A 15,128-nucleotide genomic window follows, 5' to 3' on the forward strand; every position below is an offset into this window, starting at 1 on the left:
CAGCGTCACGGCGACTGTCTTCCCATGTGCGCCTGTCGATTCCTCGTTGTCAATGCTGGGCGGACTTGGTGATGGGGCGGGCGGAAAAGGTGGTTGCGACGAACATCGCGTACGCAGCCACCTTTGCCTACTGCGACCCGCGGCTGTCCGCCGCTGACCGTCAGGTCCTCGACGTGCTCGCCGGCTGGCCGCACAGCTGGGACCTGGACGAGTGCATCCGTGCCGGCGACGTCACGCTCGACACTCTGTGTCGCCGCGCCCGACCGCTGCAGAAGCCGGCGGTGGTCGAGGCAGTCGCTCGACTGGAGGAATTCGGGTTACTGCCACTGGGGGTGATCCGGTGATAGCCACACTCTATTACGTCCGCTGCGATCACTGCGGCGCTCCTTGTGGAGGCGTGGATGACCTGCGTGCATCTGTTGCGTTAGCTCGGCAGGCAGCTCGTCGACTGGGCTGGCTTCGCCGAGTAGTGGCGGGCCGTAAGACTGTCGACCTTTGCCCGAGCTGCAGCTAGAGGGATTTTTGTGTCGTACTTAGTTGAGAGAATTGCGGCAAGCATCACACATCCGTGTAGGTGTTTCGAGCGCCCAATTCTCTTGATTGCGACACTCACTATGGCCAACTTTGGACCCAAGCCCAAGCTGTTGTCGGAACGCTTCTGGGCAAAGGTTGATCGAAACGGACCACTCATTATCGACACCCCGTGCTGGGTGTGGGCGGGATACGTTTGCGCACGCACAGGGTACGGGAAGATCTCAAACAGGCCCGGTGCGCCGATGGGGGCACACGTGGCAGGGTTTGTGCTCCAGAACGGAGCGATTCCCGACGGGAACCTCGTCCGGCACCGGTGCGACAATCGGGCATGCGTACGGGGCGAGCATCTTCTCGCGGGTACGCAGTCGGACAACATGCGGGACGCGGTAGAGCGAGGTCGCCAGAAGCCGGGCGGTTGCCGAGGGGAGCGCGTCGGCACCTCCCGGTTGACCGAGGAGCAGGTGTGCCGCATTAAGTCTCGCCTGGCTTCCGGGGAGCGGGGTCGAGTGTTGGCTCGGGAGTTCGGGGTGAACGATGATCTGGTCAGCAAGATAAAGCTGGGAATCTCCTGGAGGCACGTCGCATGACCCAGATCGTCACCCCCGAGGTTCGCCTAATCGCCTGGACGCACTTCGATGCTGCGGCAGCTCGTGAGGCGATGGGAGGGTTTGAGACCGATGCGGAAGGCGGTCAGGCTCTTGCGGAGGCGGCGGGTAGGGCCTGCTACGCGTCGTGGCGGAAGCCCAACCCGACCACCGCGACCAACGCCGGCTACCTGGCCCACATTTTGGACAGCCAGCACCTGTCGGTGCTCGAACACGGCACGGTGACGTTCTACTTCACCGGCGTCTCCCGGTCGTTCACCCACGAGCTGGTCCGGCACCGGCACTTCTCGTACTCGCAGCTGTCGCAGCGATACGTGCCCGAGGGCGACGCCGCCATGGTCGAGCCCGACGTAGTCGCCGACGACGCCTACCTGCACCGCCTGTTCACCGAGGCCACCGAGGCGTCGGTGGCCGCCTATCGCGGGTTGCTGCACGGCCTGGAGCGGAAGCTCGCCGCGGTGCCGCTGCCCGGCAAGCCAATCTGCACAGCCTGCGGCCAGCCTGCCGAGCTGCAGGCGTACAGCGCCGGAACGGAGGGGTACTGCCTGCCCTGCGACAACAACTTCGCCTGGCCGACGCAAGCGATGAAGACGGCGCGTCGCAAGCTGGCCCGCCAGGCGGCTCGGGCGGTGCTGCCGAATGCCACCGAGACCCGGATCGTCGTCACCGGCAACTACCGGGCGTGGCGGCACTTCGTCGCGATGCGGGCCACCGAGGGCGCCGACGTCGAGATCCGCAACCTGGCGGTGGCGTGCCTGCGCGGCCTCCAGCGGATCGCCCCGAACGTCTTCGCCGACTTCACGATCACCGCGCTGCCCGACGGCACTGAGGTCGCGTCGAGTCCGCACGCGGAGCGTGTCTGATGCTGCTGTCTGATGGCGACCTGCTCGTCGAGATCCAGGCCGGCACCCTGGCGCTGGAGCCGTTCGAGCCCGAGCTGATGCAGCCGGCGAGCATCGACGTGCGACTGGATCGGACGTTCAGGACGTTCGACACGCACATCCACACGCATATCGATCCTTCCGTGGAGCAACCGGGACTGACCGAGCGGTTCATCGTGGCGGACGACGGCCCGTTCGTGCTGCACCCGGGCGAGTTCGTGCTCGGCAGCACCCTTGAGGCGATCTCGCTCGGCGACCAGCTGGCCGGCAGGCTGGAGGGCAAGTCGTCTTTGGGTCGGCTCGGGCTGCTCACCCACTCGACGGCGGGCTTCATCGACCCCGGGTTCTCCGGACACATCACGCTGGAGCTGTCCAACGTGGCCAACCTGCCTATCAACCTGTGGCCCGGGATGAAGATCGGGCAGCTGGGCATTTTCAAGCTTTCTTCCCCCTCTGAGCACCCGTACGGCTCGGCCGTGCGCGAGTCGCGGTATCAGGGGCAGAACGGGCCGACTAGCAGCCTTTCCTGGCGGAACTGGCGCGTCTGGCCCACCGAGCGCGGGTCGTCAGGTCGACCCGATGTTGATCGACGACGTGGAGGGGTAGGCGATGGATGACGACGACGTGGCTGACGACCTTGAGTTTGATCGCCGTGATGCCAGTCTTCAACGACTGCTGGAGTTCTGGGTTCAGATCACGGTCTTGGTCGGCGTGATGGGCGCGCTACAACTGCTCACCGGAGGTGCCTGGTTGGTGGCGTTCTGATGGACGCCCCGACCTGGCCGATCGTCGGCGGCACCGGCCACCGCCCGGAGCGGAAGCCCGACGCCGTCGAGGCGTGGGTTCGCCGCCAGTTGCCGGATGTCCTGCGACGGCTGCGCGACGAGCACGGCACAACCACCGTCATCTCGGGCCTGGCGCTCGGCTTCGACACCTGGCTTGCCGACGCCGCCCTCGACCTGGGCTTGGAGCTGTGGGGCTACAGCCCGGGACGGTGGCAGCCGAAGAAGTGGAGCGGCGAGCAGCAGGCACACTGGCACGAGTTGCGCCGGCGAGCGACCAGGGAGGAGTTCGCCGATCTTGGCGACGCTTACAACCCGAAGTACTTCCACGTCCGGAACGACTGGATCTTCCGAGACTGCCACCTCGGTATCACCGACTGGCGCTCGGCCCGGTACGACGGAGGCACCTACCACGCGATGGGCCGGGCGGTGCACCACCGGCGCCCGGTGATCTGGCTGAGCCCAGCGCTCGACGCGCCGGACTGCGACCGGCCTTGCTGCCAACCGCGGATGCCTACCCTGGCGAAGTGGAAAGAGCTACTGCAAGATCCAAAGAAGAAGTGGCAGCCGCGCGTCGAGCAAAGCGCGCTGCCGATCTGAGTGCCGCGATCACCGCGCGGGTCGCGGAGATCCTGGCGGACTGGCCGCCGACCACGAGCAAGCAGAGGTCGGCGGCCGTTCGCATTCTGGCGAGCGCTCGCCGGCAACCACCGGCCGTCAGCAGTCCACGGCGAGCCACAGGGCTGCACCGTTCTCGATGACGTCGGCGCCGATGATCACGCCGGGTCCGTACTCGAACGAAGAGCCGTGCATCTCGATCGACACCTCGGCGACCCGGAGGCCGACCAGCCGAGCCGCGTCCTCATCGCCGTACCGCATGCCGTCGGGGGCGGCCAGCCGCCACGCGACGCGCGTGTGCGGCGACTGATCTTCCCCGAGCAGCAGCCGGCGTCCCTCGTCGGTGAACGTCACCGGGAACGTCACGGACCTGCCTGCCCAGCCGGCCAGCGGCCGGTCGTCTCCGTCGGTCACAGCGCCACGCAGCAGCCGTCGCAGGTGTGCACGCGAGCCCCGCGCCGGACGCGTACCTGAAGGTCGTCCGGGTCGGGGTGGCCGACGCCGTGCTCGCACACCCGCTCCATGGACTTCCGGTCGCCGCGCCAGTTCTGCGGCCAGCCGATCATGGGGTGGTTTGACGGCGAGTGGATCGTGCACGGCGGCAGGCAGTCGTCCGCCCCGTGGGTGACGACGACGTCGCCGAAGTGGGTGGCGATCAGATCTTGGCCCATCGCGATGATCTCCGGTCGGCAGTAGCAGTAGCAGTACTCCGTCGGCAGTACTGGTACTGCCGATACTGATACTGCCGCCACTGGCAGTGCTCTGACCACCAGTGCTCAGTGTCCTCTACTGATACTGGCCGGTCGGCACTGCCCGGAGACGGACGCCCGGCTGTCTCAACGCGAACGGTTTTCGTCCCGAGGGTCGTGGCGCCTCCGGCCCCAGGAGCCCCAGGTCGTCGCCGGTCCGCACTGGAGTACTGGACTGTCAGTGGTACTGGAGGTACTGGTGCACTGATACTCCAGTCCACTGGAGGGAGCAGTGCAGTGCGGCTCGGCAGTGCCGAGTACTGGTCGGCGCCGAGGCACTGGCACTGGTCCGGAAAAGACCACTGCCCCACTGACAGTGTCAGTGGGGCAGTGGCGGTAGCGGCGTCGGGGTGCTGCGGGCGGCCGACGCTGCCGAAGATCTTTACCGTACCGCGAGTGCCGCCCGCGCCGCCTCGGCCACCGGCTGAGGTGTGCCTGGCCGGGTGGCCGAGGCGACTACCAGATTGGCCATCCGGGTCGAGCCGACCTGCGCACACCGGGTCCGCATCTCGGCCAGGACCTCGATCGCGTCCTCCCAGGCACCGGCCACCGTCAGGATCTGCACCAGGTACGCCCGGTACACGGCCCCGTCCCGGACCTGGGCCGCAGGCAGGCCGTTGATCGCCCGAATCGCCAGGTCAGCGGCCTGCCGGTGCAAACCCAGGGCGCTGTGCGCCAGGGCGGCGTGCAGGTCCTGCTCCGGCGTGTGCATCCACGCCGTCCACGGCGAATCGGCACTGCCCATGCCCTGGGCCAGTTCGGAACGGGCACGGTCCAGCAGCGGCAACGCCTCCGTGCTGCCGAGCGCGGCGAGCGCCCGGGCACGGCGGATCAGGCTGATCGACGCCATCCGGCCCCGGGTGTGCGGGTCTGCGAGCGCTCGGTCGGCCATGGCCAGAGCCTCGCTGGGCCGGCCGAGATGCTGCGACTGCAGGCACCGCTGGTCGCGGACGAACCATGCCAGGCGTTCCTCGCCGGCGAGCTCGGCGCCGAGCACGCCGTCATCGAGCAGCCGCCGGGCAACACTCTGCTCGTCGGCGTCGTACGCCAACCAGGCCGTGACCTGCGACAACTCGGCAACCACAGCACGCAGGTCGGCTTCATGCTGGGTCGCGTACCGGCCCGCTGCCAGTTTGGCCCGCGCCGGCCCCAGAACCTTCAGGCCGACCCGGTACAGCTCGTCGCCGCCCGCCTCTCGGTCGAGGCCGACCAACTGCCAGATCCGATCCCGCATGGAGATCACATCGGCCTCGCCGAGCGGCCGGCTCGGATCCGGGTCGACGTCGCCGATCACGTCCAGCGCGTCGCTTACTGGCGCCTGGCAGGCGAGACCTGCAAGCCGGCCGCCGGCGCTCAGCGCGCGGTCGATCGCCAGGGCGGTCGGAGCCGTCGGGTCGGAGACCTGGTCGAGTTCCATCTTGCCGAGGTAGCTGTGGCTGACGTTCGCCCGGGCGCCGAGTTCACGCAGGGTCCAGCCCGCGGCCTGTCTGAGTTCTCTCATGTTCGTACCGAACGCGCTCACGGCGGCACTCCTTCGCCGATTGCTGTCTCATGACGTGTGTCATCGCTCTATGAAACACCCGGGGCGTGGCATTCATGCCCGACCAGGGTGATGGTCAAGGTAGGGCGCGGCGCCCGGGAGTCGGAGAGGGCCGCGGGTGTCGTGCCCCCACCAGGGCGAACGCCGTCGGTGTATCGGCTTGACAGCCGGCCGCTCGGGCGATAACCTCGCACAAGCTAGTTTGACTTGGGTTATCACCGAGATGTTGGACAGGAAGTGACTCGATGAGCGTCGCGATCGGACAGCGGGAGCCGGACCCGAACGGTGGGACTACCGGAGGCGAGCTGCCCCTCGACGTGCCGCCGTTCGTGCCCGACCCGACCACGTTCGAGCACGTCACGACGTTCTTTGCCGCCCGCCCGATGCTCGCCGTCGCCGTCGCCGCAGCTCTCGTCGTCGCGGTAGCACTTCCGCTCGCCGGACTGTTGGGTTGGCTACTCGCCCGACGCGCGAAGCGGGCCGCGCCCGACGCGACGCTTCCCAAGCTGCCCGAGGACGATCTGGACAGCGAGCGGAGCCGCGCCGAAAGGGACGCCTACAGGCTTTACATCTTCGGGTCCCTGGTGTCGTTGGCCAGCGGCCTCCACGTTCTGCAGCCGGCCCTCGGCACGAGCGTGTTCGCCTGGACGCTGGCGCTCTCTGTGGCCACCGTGCTGGAGATCGCGATCGTGGTCTTCTACCGGCTCGGCCGGATCAGGATCCGCGAGTCCGGCAAGGCTGGCGTCGAGGGCGCGGCGCCGTGGTTCATTGCACTGGTCAGCGCCCTGTACGTCTCGTACGAGATCGTGTTCTCCTCCGGCAACCTTGGCCTGGCGCTGGCGCGAATGATCGTCCCGGTCATCGTCGCCACGACCTTGACATTCCTGCTCCTCGCCCGGCAGCGCAAGTGGCGCAGGGAGAACCAGCAGCCCGTCGGCGACAACGAGCAGGCCGACGCCGAGACCATTGAGGCGAACCCGCTGCGGACCATGTGGCGCCGCTTCCTCGTCCGCTGGGGCCTGGTCGACGACAAGGGCGTGATTGGCTCCTCGCTGATCCGGCGCCGGAAGGTGATGCGCGTCGCACGACTGGCCTACCTCGCCGAGAAGGGCGCGGACGACAAGGTCAAGAGCAAGGCCAAGGCCCAGTTCGACGTGGAGTTTCCGAAGATCGTCGAGCGGTACGGCCCCGACGTCACCGCCCAGCTGAGCGAGTTCCTGGCGATCCTGATCCAGGCGCGGCAGCAGTTGACCGCCGCCCGGGCGCAGATGCTCGACGTGTGGCGCCCAGTCAGTCCGGCGTCCGTCAGTGCCAGTAGCAGTGCTCCTCGCTGGACCAGTACCAGTACTGACAGTCCCGGCAGTGGCAGTACTGACCGCGAGACAGTACTGGATGGCGACACGAGTACTGATACTGCGCCGGAGCGGGCGCCAGTACCGCCGGCGGACCAGGACAGCACTGGCACTGACACTGCCGGCAAGAGCAGCACTGCGAAGGCGCGCGGCAACCGGGTCGAACCGATGACGTGGGCCGAGGTCGCCCGGCTTCGCGAGAGCTGGGAGTCCGGCGACCTGTTCGCTCGCAAGTTGGACATTCAGGTCGCCGAGGCGTACGCCGCCAAGGTCGGCCGGGAGGCCGCGAAAGCCCACGGCATGTTCAACGCCGGCATGCGGCTCTACACCCTGGTCATGGTCGCCGCTGGCCACCACCCGAAGTTCAACGCGACCGAGATGTACCGGGCTGTCACCGGCAAGGACCTGGACACCGGTTGCCAGGGGCGCAAGCAGCAGAAGCTCTATCTCGACCAGCTCGGCGCCCCGCCGGCGGACTTCGACCGGTGGGCCGAGGAGCTGCGCGCCGAGGGCGGGACGTCCGCGACCAGTACTGGCGGTGCCCAGTGAACCGCACTGCCAGTACTGCACTGACCAGTACCGCCACTGCCAGTACTGCACTGACCAGTGCCGGCACTGCCCCGAGCAGTACTGCTACTGCCGGCAACGCCAGTAGCAGTACTGCCGGACCGACCACTGCCATTGCCCGTACTGACAGTGCGGCTACTGCCCCAGGAGGGGTCATGGACAAGATCGCGAGTACTGGTACTGCCAGTACTGAACTGGTTCGAGTCGGAGGTCGCCTGGCGCCGAATGTGCGTGCACGTGCACGCACGGGCCGCCGCCCCAGTCCGACCAACGCGCTGGCGCGACGTACCCGCGCGGATCGGCTACCCGTGCCGGTCGCGGATGGCGTGGGCCAGGTGGGTGCGGTCCTGCAGTACGCCAGGCCGCTGTCGGCGCCGGTCGCCAGAACCTCCCGAGACTGGGCAAAGGGTGCGCTCTACGGCGTCCTGGGCGCCGTGGCCACCTGCACGATGATGGCCAGCCTCCTGCTCCGGTCCGGGGCGGAGCAGTACCGGGGGACAGGGGTGGCGCTCCTGGCCGCGGCGGCCTTCCTGACGGTCGTTGGCGTCGTTCTGGCCGTCGTTTCCGGCCGCAAGGTCAACAGCACTGTGACCAGCGGAAACATCACCAAGGAGATCCGCTGATGCTCGGCCTGAGCCCGGTTCGCCGTCGCCACTCCGTGCCGCGTAATCGGCGCGGCCCGGTGGCGACGGCGAACCTGGCCGAGCGTCGGCACGAGCACCACACCGCGCTGATCCGGGCGCAGCCGACGCTTACCCAGCAGCTGTGGAAGGCCGTCGACTACCTGAAGGCCGTCTGCAAGGGCCGCGAGGACAGAACCCGCACCGCGGTCAGGAAGATCATCGATCTCGCCGGGCAACTGGATCGAGACCAAGAGATAGATCAGGAGGTGCCCCGGTGACCACCGCAACGCACAACGGATACGACCCGACGAAGGGCGCCGTCGTCACCGACCGTGATGGTGTGCGTGCACGTGCGCGGGCCCCGAAACCGCCCCAGGGGCCGGTCGAGCCCCAGAAGCTGGGGCTCATCCCACGTGTCGCACGCGCGATATCACGCTTGATCCCCAAGCGGCAAGCGCATGCGGCCAGTAACGTTCTGCGACTGCACGCGGGGGAGGTTGGGGCCTCGTTGACCGAGGGATGGGCGGTCACGTACCGCCTGCCGACCCCGGCGGAGGCCGCGCGGAAGGTGTGGCCGACCACCGCCACTCCGTGGTTCTGGTGGCCCGTCGACCTACTTGCTGGCGCATTCACGCTGGCCCTGATCTTTCTCGCTTACCTGGTCGTCAACGCCCACGGGACCGTCCGGCGCCGCCGGGCCGGACTGCTGTTGTTCACGGCGGTCGTTGCCACCGTCGTCGTTTCCAACCTGATCACCTGAGCCGCCTCGTAACCGCAAGTCGTCGCGCGCATGTGCGCGCACGTCCCGCTCGCAACCGCCTTTGAAAGGAGGCTCCACCATGAACGCTGAAATGATCATCAGGGCGATCGTTGGGCTTGTCGCCGTCGCGGTCTTCCTGCACTACGCCCGGAAGCCGCACCAGGGAATCCAGGACTCCTCGAAGGCCGCGAGGTGGACGGCGTTCATCCTGTCCGCGCTCGCCGGCTTCATCGCCGTCGTCGTGCTGTGGCCGATCGTTTCGTGGGTCCTGAAGCTCGACGGGGGCTTCGCCTGGATCGGCTCCATCGGGGCCATCGTCGGCCTGACGCTCGGCTGGTACGCCCTGACGATGGGCACCTCGATGGTTCGCGACCTGGCTGACGGTGTTCCTGACAAGGAGGCCCAGCGTGCGGCGCTCTACATTCCCACCTGCCTGCCCGCCGGTTGGGGATCCGTGGCCGGGGTTATCTCGAATCCGACCGGGATCGGATCCACCATCACGGCCGCGATCATGTCGGGCATCAGCGTGTTCTTCTGCGTCAAGATCGTGCAGGAGGCGTTGAAGAACAAGCAGTCGAAGCACTACGTGAAGTGGCTCTACTACGCGGCCGTCGTGTCGTTCCTCGGCGGGCTGTGCGCGGTGCCGCTGGTCGCGAAGATCGACGACTTCCTGGCCGACCACGTACCCGCGGAGTACATGACGTGGGGACGGGTGATCGGCGGGGTCATCGGGGCCGCGATGCTCATCGGAGCCTTCGCCGACGCGTTCCAGAAGCACCCACACCCCGACGACCGGAGCCGGACCATCCGTAAGCCGGATCAGCACGTGCGGACCTTCGGTCTCGTCGGCCTCCCGCTGTGCTACCTGTTCTTCTCCGTCGGCTACGCCTGGCTCAGCGACACCGCCAACAGCGGCTTCGACAAGTTCTCGGGGACCGTCGCATGAGTACCCAGCAGCAGGAGCAGAACAAGACCGCCGTCTGGGCCACGATCTTCGGCGGCATCCTCGCCGCCGCGGCCGGGCCCATCGGGATCGTCGTCGCCGCCAGTGCGGTCGCGATCCAGCAGGCGTTGTTCCCGAACGTCGGCGAGAACGACGAGCGGCGCGAGGAAAGGCAGCACGAGAACGACCTCGATCGGGCCGCGAAGCGCCAGCGGCGCCTGGCCCGCCACCAGGGCCGGCTCGACGAGATGGCCGCACAGCAGCAGGCGTACCGGCAGCGGCGGCGCGACTACCTCACCAACGGCGGGGAGGAGCCGTACCGGTACGCGCTCGACAAGAACGGCCAGCCGATCATGGTCGACGGCAAGCCGAAGCGGGCCGGCTTCTGGAGTCGGCTGGGACGGGTCGCGCGTGCCAGCGCGGCGCACGCGGTGCTCGGCGCCGCCCGGGCGCACGAAGGCTACGTCACCGAGAAAGAGGCCGCCACGAAGCGGCGAGAGGCCGGCGAGCCGGTGGTGAAGCCGGCAATCGCCGGACTGTACGGGGCCGCTGCGGGCTATCTCGGCCTCGGTCGAGGCAACGTCACCGCGGCTGACCAGTCGACCGCCGACAAGGTCGCACCGCCCGCACCTGCCGCTCCGGCAACCCCGAGCGACGCGGCCAAGCCGGCACCGGCACCGGGATCGAACCTGCCGCTGGTCGACCCGGAGAAGACCCAGGAAGTCCCGGCAGTCGGCTCGGACGACCGGCTCGCCGGCCCGGTGACCCCCGATGCGGCCGACGTGGCGCAGGGCCCGGCGAATCGGAGGCCCGTCGCCGAAGATCCCGACCTGAAGCAGACGGTCGACTGGCTGGCCACCGGCGGCAGCGGCTTCCCGGCGCCGACCGGGGAAGGCGCTCGTCGGCGGGACGAGTTCCTGGCCTACGAGGCTAAGCAGAGGGAGTTGTTCGCGGAAGGGGACGGCCCGTCTGGGCGTCTCAACATACCCGCCCCGGCCGAGCAGGCCGAGGGAACCGAAAACGACGATGGAGGTACACAGATGGCCAGCGTGGCAGAAGACACGGTCAGGCAGGGCAAGGAGCGGGCGGCAGGCGGCGGTGCCGCGCCTCAGGGCGAGGCCAACGTCGAGCTGATCGCCGGCGACCTGGAGGACGCAGCTGCCGCCTGCGGCGAGGTCCGTGCGGCGATGCTCAAGGTGGAGGAACTCATCGCCGAGGCCAACGCCGCGAAGGCTACAGCGAAGGCGAGGGTCGCCGCCGCCAAGCAGCGCGGCGAGGTCAAGGGGGCCGAGGCTTCGATCGCCGCCGCCGTCGACGAGTACGAGGCCGCCTGCAACGCAACCGGTGCGCTGCTGGACCAGATCGCCGATGCGTCGTCGGCGGCCACCCTCAATATCGCCAAGGCGCTCGACGTCGGCGGCCTTGCCCAGAAGAGCCTGGACCCGACGTTGGACCGCCTCGACGGACTGCGGTCCAACGGCGGAAGCGGCGACATGGCCGCCACCGCCACGTCCGACTGACCGCCCACCTGACACGACAGCCAAGACCGAAAGAAGGTGATCATGATGACGCGTCCGGACTCGACCGAACCCGTGACAACCCAGGTACCGACCCCGAAGCGCATGCCCGCGGGTGTGGAGATGCGGAGGTGGTGGAAGCCGACTCCGGACGCGTCCACCATGATCGCGCACGAGCAGGAGATCCCCGTCGACGAAGACGGGAACCCCGTCGGCAAGCTGTACGTCTGCCCTGCCGACGAGTGCAAGACCTACGCCTGGACCTTCGCCGCCGAAGACCAGCCCGACCCGGCGTGCTGCCCCAAACATCCCGAGCAGCTGATCCCCGCCCGGGTCCTGCCCACCGACGACGACCCGATCGGATCCGCCAGCCGGACCGCGCGTGAGCGTTGGCGGGCGCACGTCGACGTGCGGAAGAAGCGGGCCGCCGCGTTTGCCCAGATCAAGGCCGACGCTGCCCGAGAGGCCGCCTCCGGCGTCGCCCGGCGAACCCACGACGACTACAAGGGCCACCTGCCGACCGCCGGCATCGCGCTCGGCTCATTCGCCACCGAAGTCTGCATCGCCGCCACCGCCCAGCCGCTCCTGTCGGCCAGCCTCGGCACGGCCGTCGCCACCGCGGGCGCGGTCGTCGCCTACGTGGTCGTCTACATCCTCGAACGCCAGAAGATCGTCAAAGCCGGCCAGGAAGTGCGTGGTCGCCGCGCCCGCCGCGCACGGGAACGTGCCCGCCGCGCCCTGTACGCCGCCGGCGCCGCCGGCGTCTGGCTCGTACTTGCCACCGGCACCGGTGTTGACGTCCGCGACCCGCTCGCCGCCCTGGCGCTGCTTCTCGGCGCACTGCTGATCTGGGCCACCTGCCACAAGACATGGACGGAGATCAGCGAGGCCCGCGACAGCCAGCGGGAAGCCGCCCGGCTCGCCGCCGAAGCCGCCGCCCGCCGCGCCCAGGAGGAAGCCGACCGGCTGCGGCGCGAAGCGGAACGTCAGGTCGAGGTCGTCGAGGTCGTCGAGCACCAGCCGGAAACGCCCGAGGAGATGGGCGAGGCGATGCGCGTGTGGTGGGAGAACGCCGCGCACTCCGAGTTTGCCGGCACCGCCTTCCAGCAGATGAAGCACACGTGGATCGTCCCCGAGAAGACGAAGCGGGTGATCGTCCCGATCGAGGGTGTCGACACACCCGTGGGCTGGCAGTATTTCATCCAGTCGAAGCCTGGCGCACTGGTCACCCGCGGCATCAGCAGCGGCTTCGTCGCCCCGCCGCTGCTGGCCGCTCGCGACTGGATTGCCTCCATGATGGGGATCCAGCCCGAGCTCATCGAACTGGTCGACCGGCCCGACCGGGTCCAGAACACCGGCGCGATGATCATTTCTACGACGCCGAGCCTGACGAGCCCGCTGAAGTATCGCGGCCGGGCCGGCATCAAGGTCGACCCGGACGGCACCATCAGCCGCCTCGCCGGCCGCGCCGGCAACGGTGTCGACGTCTACGAGCCGATGTACATCCCGGGTCAGCCCGCAAGCGGCATGACCATCGGTATTCCCGGCGCAGGTAAGACCGTCAGCGTCATCTGCCGCATCATGGACGTGCTCTTCGCCGGCGGGCTGCCAACCCTCCAGGACCCGAAGATGCTCGTCGACTTCGCCTACTTCATCGGACTGTTCCCGATCGGCGTCACCCTCGAACACCGCGACGTCATCATGCGGACCAAGATGGCCGAGCGGGCGCGCCGCCAGAAAGTCCTCGCCCGCCAGCGCCGGGAGGCGACGGCCCGGGTCCACGCGCGCCGTCGGGGCGAACCCGTGCCGCCGCGTACCGGCCGGCCCGACAACTTCTACGACACCAGCTGCGACGGCCTGTTGTTCGGTAGCTTCTGGGAAGAATTCCACATGATCAACGACGATCGTTTCGTCAAGTTGATCGGCCAGGAGCAGCGCCTGCAGCGAGCCATCGCCATGTTTGATCACCTGATCAGCCAGGACGGCGGCCTCGGCGACTTCAAAGACGGCGCCGTACGCGCCATGTTCCAGGCCAGCGGCCTCCACGTCTTCCGGACGCCAATCAACCGTGCCCGGCTCGCCGGCTACAGCGGCGACTACGACCCGGCCAGCATGCCGCCGATCCCGGGCCTGGAATCGTACGACACCGGCGGCGGCGCTGTTCAGGTCATCCGCACCCCCTATCTCGACCCGCGCGAAGAGGCCGAAGGCGGCCTCTTCGACACACTGTGGGGCCCCAACGGCGAACTGCTCCTCGAAGTCGCCCCGATCCCCGACCCGATGATGGAAGTCCTCGAACGCGAAGGACTCATGGACCTGTGGCGCCTCGGACAGGGCGAGCACGGCCTCGACAACCTCCTTGCCGGCACCGAACCCGTCCGCGACGCGCCCACCGGGGCCCAGGTCGCCGGGACTGACGGCCGGTCCAAGACGGAAGCTCGGGACGTCTTCTTGGCCCTGATCGGGCAGAACCCGGGGTGCACCCGCCGGTTCGTCGTCGAAAACCCGATCTGGTTTGCCCAGGCCGGATGGGACAGGGAGCCGAACCCGTCGACGATCACTCGTGCGGTTCGACGCCTGAAGGGGTTCGAGGAGGGGGAGATCGAAGGCAGAGACAAGCCGTCGCTTCCCGTCCTGATCACCGGAGACGCCGGGGCGCTGTACGTGACAGACGCCGGCGCCCCGCTCGCCGCGAAACTGTGGACCGACCTGTCGTCCCGACCCTCGCTGCCGACCGGGCCGGCCGCCAGCGAGGGGGCGCCGACCGCCGACGACGGACTGACCGACGAGCAGCGCGCCGAACGGAACGAAGAGCTTCGCCAAGAGGCCGAGCTCGTTCGAGCGGGAGGGGAGTGAAATGGGGTCCCTGGCTGAATGGGCGACTGGCATACCCCGAGCCGAACGGATTGTCTTGGCGATCGTGGCGCTCGACGCTCGCGGCTGCACTTTCGACGACGTCCAGCGGCACGAGATGTGGGACAGGTACGGCAGTCGGCTGACTCGGCCGACGATCCGGGAGGTGGCCGCCGCCGGCAAGAAGCTGGAACAGGCGGGCTTCATCCATCCGCACCGCGACCGGTGGCGGCTCGACACCAGTCGAATTTGACCCCTGACAGCTTCTCTGCCGACCGGGCCAGCACCGGCCGACGGAGTGGACGCCAGGGTGGCGACCAACGCAAGGAGGTGCGGGATGGGTGTGCGACAGATGGTTGGCCGGGCGGTGGAAGCGCCAGCCAGGTTGTTGAACCGCGCGCTGTGGGCGTACTCGCAGTTCCCGGCCGAGTGGGGTGACTACGACGCCCTACTGCCGTGGCTGGAGGAACACGCCCGCGCCGACAGCGGCGTCTGGGCGATCTACCGCAACGGCGACGGCTGGGAGGCGTACGCCCCGGGGAGTCCCGACCCTGCGGTGTGGCCACTCGGCCGCTTCCCGCACCGCACCGACCCGATCTGGCTACTGCCCGAATCCGGAGACCCGGACGGGCTGCCCGTCACGGCCAAGGACAAAGACCGGCTGCGGGAACGGATCGGCCGGGTCGCGGAAGGGACCGTCGCCGAGGGCGACATCGTCGTGGGCGCTCGCTACTACGACGAGGGCTGCGGGGAGTACGAGATCGTGGTCCTGGCCCGAGTCACTCCGCCGAGCACCTGACGGCT

18 protein-coding genes are annotated in these 15,128 nt (G+C 68.5%); 15 read left to right on the forward strand and 3 right to left on the reverse strand.

What is annotated here, in order from left to right; all coding sequences use genetic code 11:
- The first annotated feature begins 71 nt into the window (after positions 1-71).
- The 6 genes from I0C86_RS40650 (at position 72) to I0C86_RS40675 (ending at position 3,402) form a co-directional block, all read left to right on the forward strand.
- Entirely contained in the window at positions 72-344 is a 273-nt protein-coding gene (locus I0C86_RS40650; protein ID WP_196206647.1) for a hypothetical protein, read from the forward strand.
- A 432-nt stretch (positions 345-776) separates the two neighbouring features.
- Positions 777-1,121 carry an HNH endonuclease gene (locus I0C86_RS45680; protein WP_407676408.1) on the forward strand — a complete coding sequence of 115 codons (345 nt, stop codon included), beginning with the start codon at positions 777-779 and terminating at the stop codon, positions 1,119-1,121.
- Between the two features lie 71 nt (positions 1,122-1,192).
- A complete protein-coding gene (thyX, locus tag I0C86_RS40660) occupies positions 1,193-2,002 on the forward strand; it encodes an FAD-dependent thymidylate synthase (protein WP_196206649.1) in 810 nt (269 codons plus the stop codon).
- On the forward strand, positions 2,002-2,637 hold the full coding sequence (dcd, locus tag I0C86_RS40665; protein ID WP_196206650.1) for a dCTP deaminase: 636 nt from the start codon (positions 2,002-2,004) through the stop codon (positions 2,635-2,637). The genes thyX and dcd overlap by 1 nt, the downstream gene beginning before the upstream one ends.
- Positions 2,630-2,785 (forward strand): hypothetical protein, encoded by a 156-nt coding sequence (locus I0C86_RS40670; protein ID WP_196206651.1) that lies wholly within the window; start codon positions 2,630-2,632, stop codon positions 2,783-2,785. The genes dcd and I0C86_RS40670 overlap by 8 nt, the downstream gene beginning before the upstream one ends.
- A complete protein-coding gene (locus I0C86_RS40675) occupies positions 2,785-3,402 on the forward strand; it encodes a hypothetical protein (RefSeq protein WP_196206652.1) in 618 nt (205 codons plus the stop codon). The genes I0C86_RS40670 and I0C86_RS40675 overlap by 1 nt, the downstream gene beginning before the upstream one ends.
- A gap of 117 nt (positions 3,403-3,519) precedes the next feature.
- On the opposite strand, the gene I0C86_RS40680 is transcribed toward I0C86_RS40675, so the two are convergent.
- The 3 genes from I0C86_RS40680 to I0C86_RS40690 all read right to left on the reverse strand — a co-directional run bounded on the left by I0C86_RS40680 (position 3,520) and on the right by I0C86_RS40690 (position 5,691).
- Positions 3,520-3,834, reverse strand: a complete 315-nt coding sequence (locus I0C86_RS40680) for a hypothetical protein (protein ID WP_196206653.1) — start codon at positions 3,832-3,834, stop codon at positions 3,520-3,522.
- The gene (locus I0C86_RS40685) at positions 3,831-4,091 is read right to left on the reverse strand and encodes a hypothetical protein (RefSeq protein ID WP_196206654.1); all 261 of its coding nucleotides are present in this window, start codon (positions 4,089-4,091) and stop codon (positions 3,831-3,833) included. The genes I0C86_RS40680 and I0C86_RS40685 overlap by 4 nt, the downstream gene beginning before the upstream one ends.
- A gap of 460 nt (positions 4,092-4,551) precedes the next feature.
- A complete protein-coding gene (locus I0C86_RS40690; RefSeq protein ID WP_323374158.1) occupies positions 4,552-5,691 on the reverse strand; it encodes a helix-turn-helix domain-containing protein in 1,140 nt (379 codons plus the stop codon).
- 263 nt (positions 5,692-5,954) lie between these two features.
- Here I0C86_RS40690 and I0C86_RS40695 point away from each other — a divergent pair, with 263 nt between their 5' ends.
- The 9 genes from I0C86_RS40695 (at position 5,955) to I0C86_RS40735 (ending at position 15,123) form a co-directional block, all read left to right on the forward strand.
- Positions 5,955-7,610: a hypothetical protein gene (locus tag I0C86_RS40695; RefSeq protein ID WP_196206656.1), complete on the forward strand. Its 1,656-nt coding sequence runs from the start codon at positions 5,955-5,957 to the stop codon at positions 7,608-7,610.
- A 326-nt stretch (positions 7,611-7,936) separates the two neighbouring features.
- Positions 7,937-8,251 carry a hypothetical protein gene (locus I0C86_RS40700; RefSeq protein ID WP_230395614.1) on the forward strand — a complete coding sequence of 105 codons (315 nt, stop codon included), beginning with the start codon at positions 7,937-7,939 and terminating at the stop codon, positions 8,249-8,251.
- Entirely contained in the window at positions 8,251-8,529 is a 279-nt protein-coding gene (locus tag I0C86_RS40705) for a hypothetical protein (RefSeq protein ID WP_196206658.1), read from the forward strand. The genes I0C86_RS40700 and I0C86_RS40705 overlap by 1 nt, the downstream gene beginning before the upstream one ends.
- 230 nt (positions 8,530-8,759) lie before the next feature.
- Positions 8,760-9,011 (forward strand): hypothetical protein, encoded by a 252-nt coding sequence (locus I0C86_RS40710; protein WP_196206659.1) that lies wholly within the window; start codon positions 8,760-8,762, stop codon positions 9,009-9,011.
- Between the two features lie 79 nt (positions 9,012-9,090).
- The gene (locus tag I0C86_RS40715; RefSeq protein WP_196206660.1) at positions 9,091-9,957 is read left to right on the forward strand and encodes a hypothetical protein; all 867 of its coding nucleotides are present in this window, start codon (positions 9,091-9,093) and stop codon (positions 9,955-9,957) included.
- Entirely contained in the window at positions 9,954-11,474 is a 1,521-nt protein-coding gene (locus tag I0C86_RS40720; RefSeq protein ID WP_196206661.1) for a hypothetical protein, read from the forward strand. The genes I0C86_RS40715 and I0C86_RS40720 overlap by 4 nt, the downstream gene beginning before the upstream one ends.
- A gap of 42 nt (positions 11,475-11,516) precedes the next feature.
- Complete coding sequence (locus I0C86_RS40725; protein WP_196206662.1) at positions 11,517-14,327, forward strand: hypothetical protein; 2,811 nt, start codon at positions 11,517-11,519, stop codon at positions 14,325-14,327.
- 55 nt (positions 14,328-14,382) lie between these two features.
- Positions 14,383-14,577 carry a hypothetical protein gene (locus I0C86_RS40730; protein WP_196206663.1) on the forward strand — a complete coding sequence of 65 codons (195 nt, stop codon included), beginning with the start codon at positions 14,383-14,385 and terminating at the stop codon, positions 14,575-14,577.
- A gap of 84 nt (positions 14,578-14,661) precedes the next feature.
- Positions 14,662-15,123: a hypothetical protein gene (locus I0C86_RS40735; RefSeq protein WP_196206664.1), complete on the forward strand. Its 462-nt coding sequence runs from the start codon at positions 14,662-14,664 to the stop codon at positions 15,121-15,123.
- Positions 15,124-15,128: the final 5 nt, after the last annotated feature.

The organism is Plantactinospora alkalitolerans, assembly GCF_015690345.1.
Taxonomy (GTDB): domain Bacteria; phylum Actinomycetota; class Actinomycetes; order Mycobacteriales; family Micromonosporaceae; genus Plantactinospora; species Plantactinospora alkalitolerans.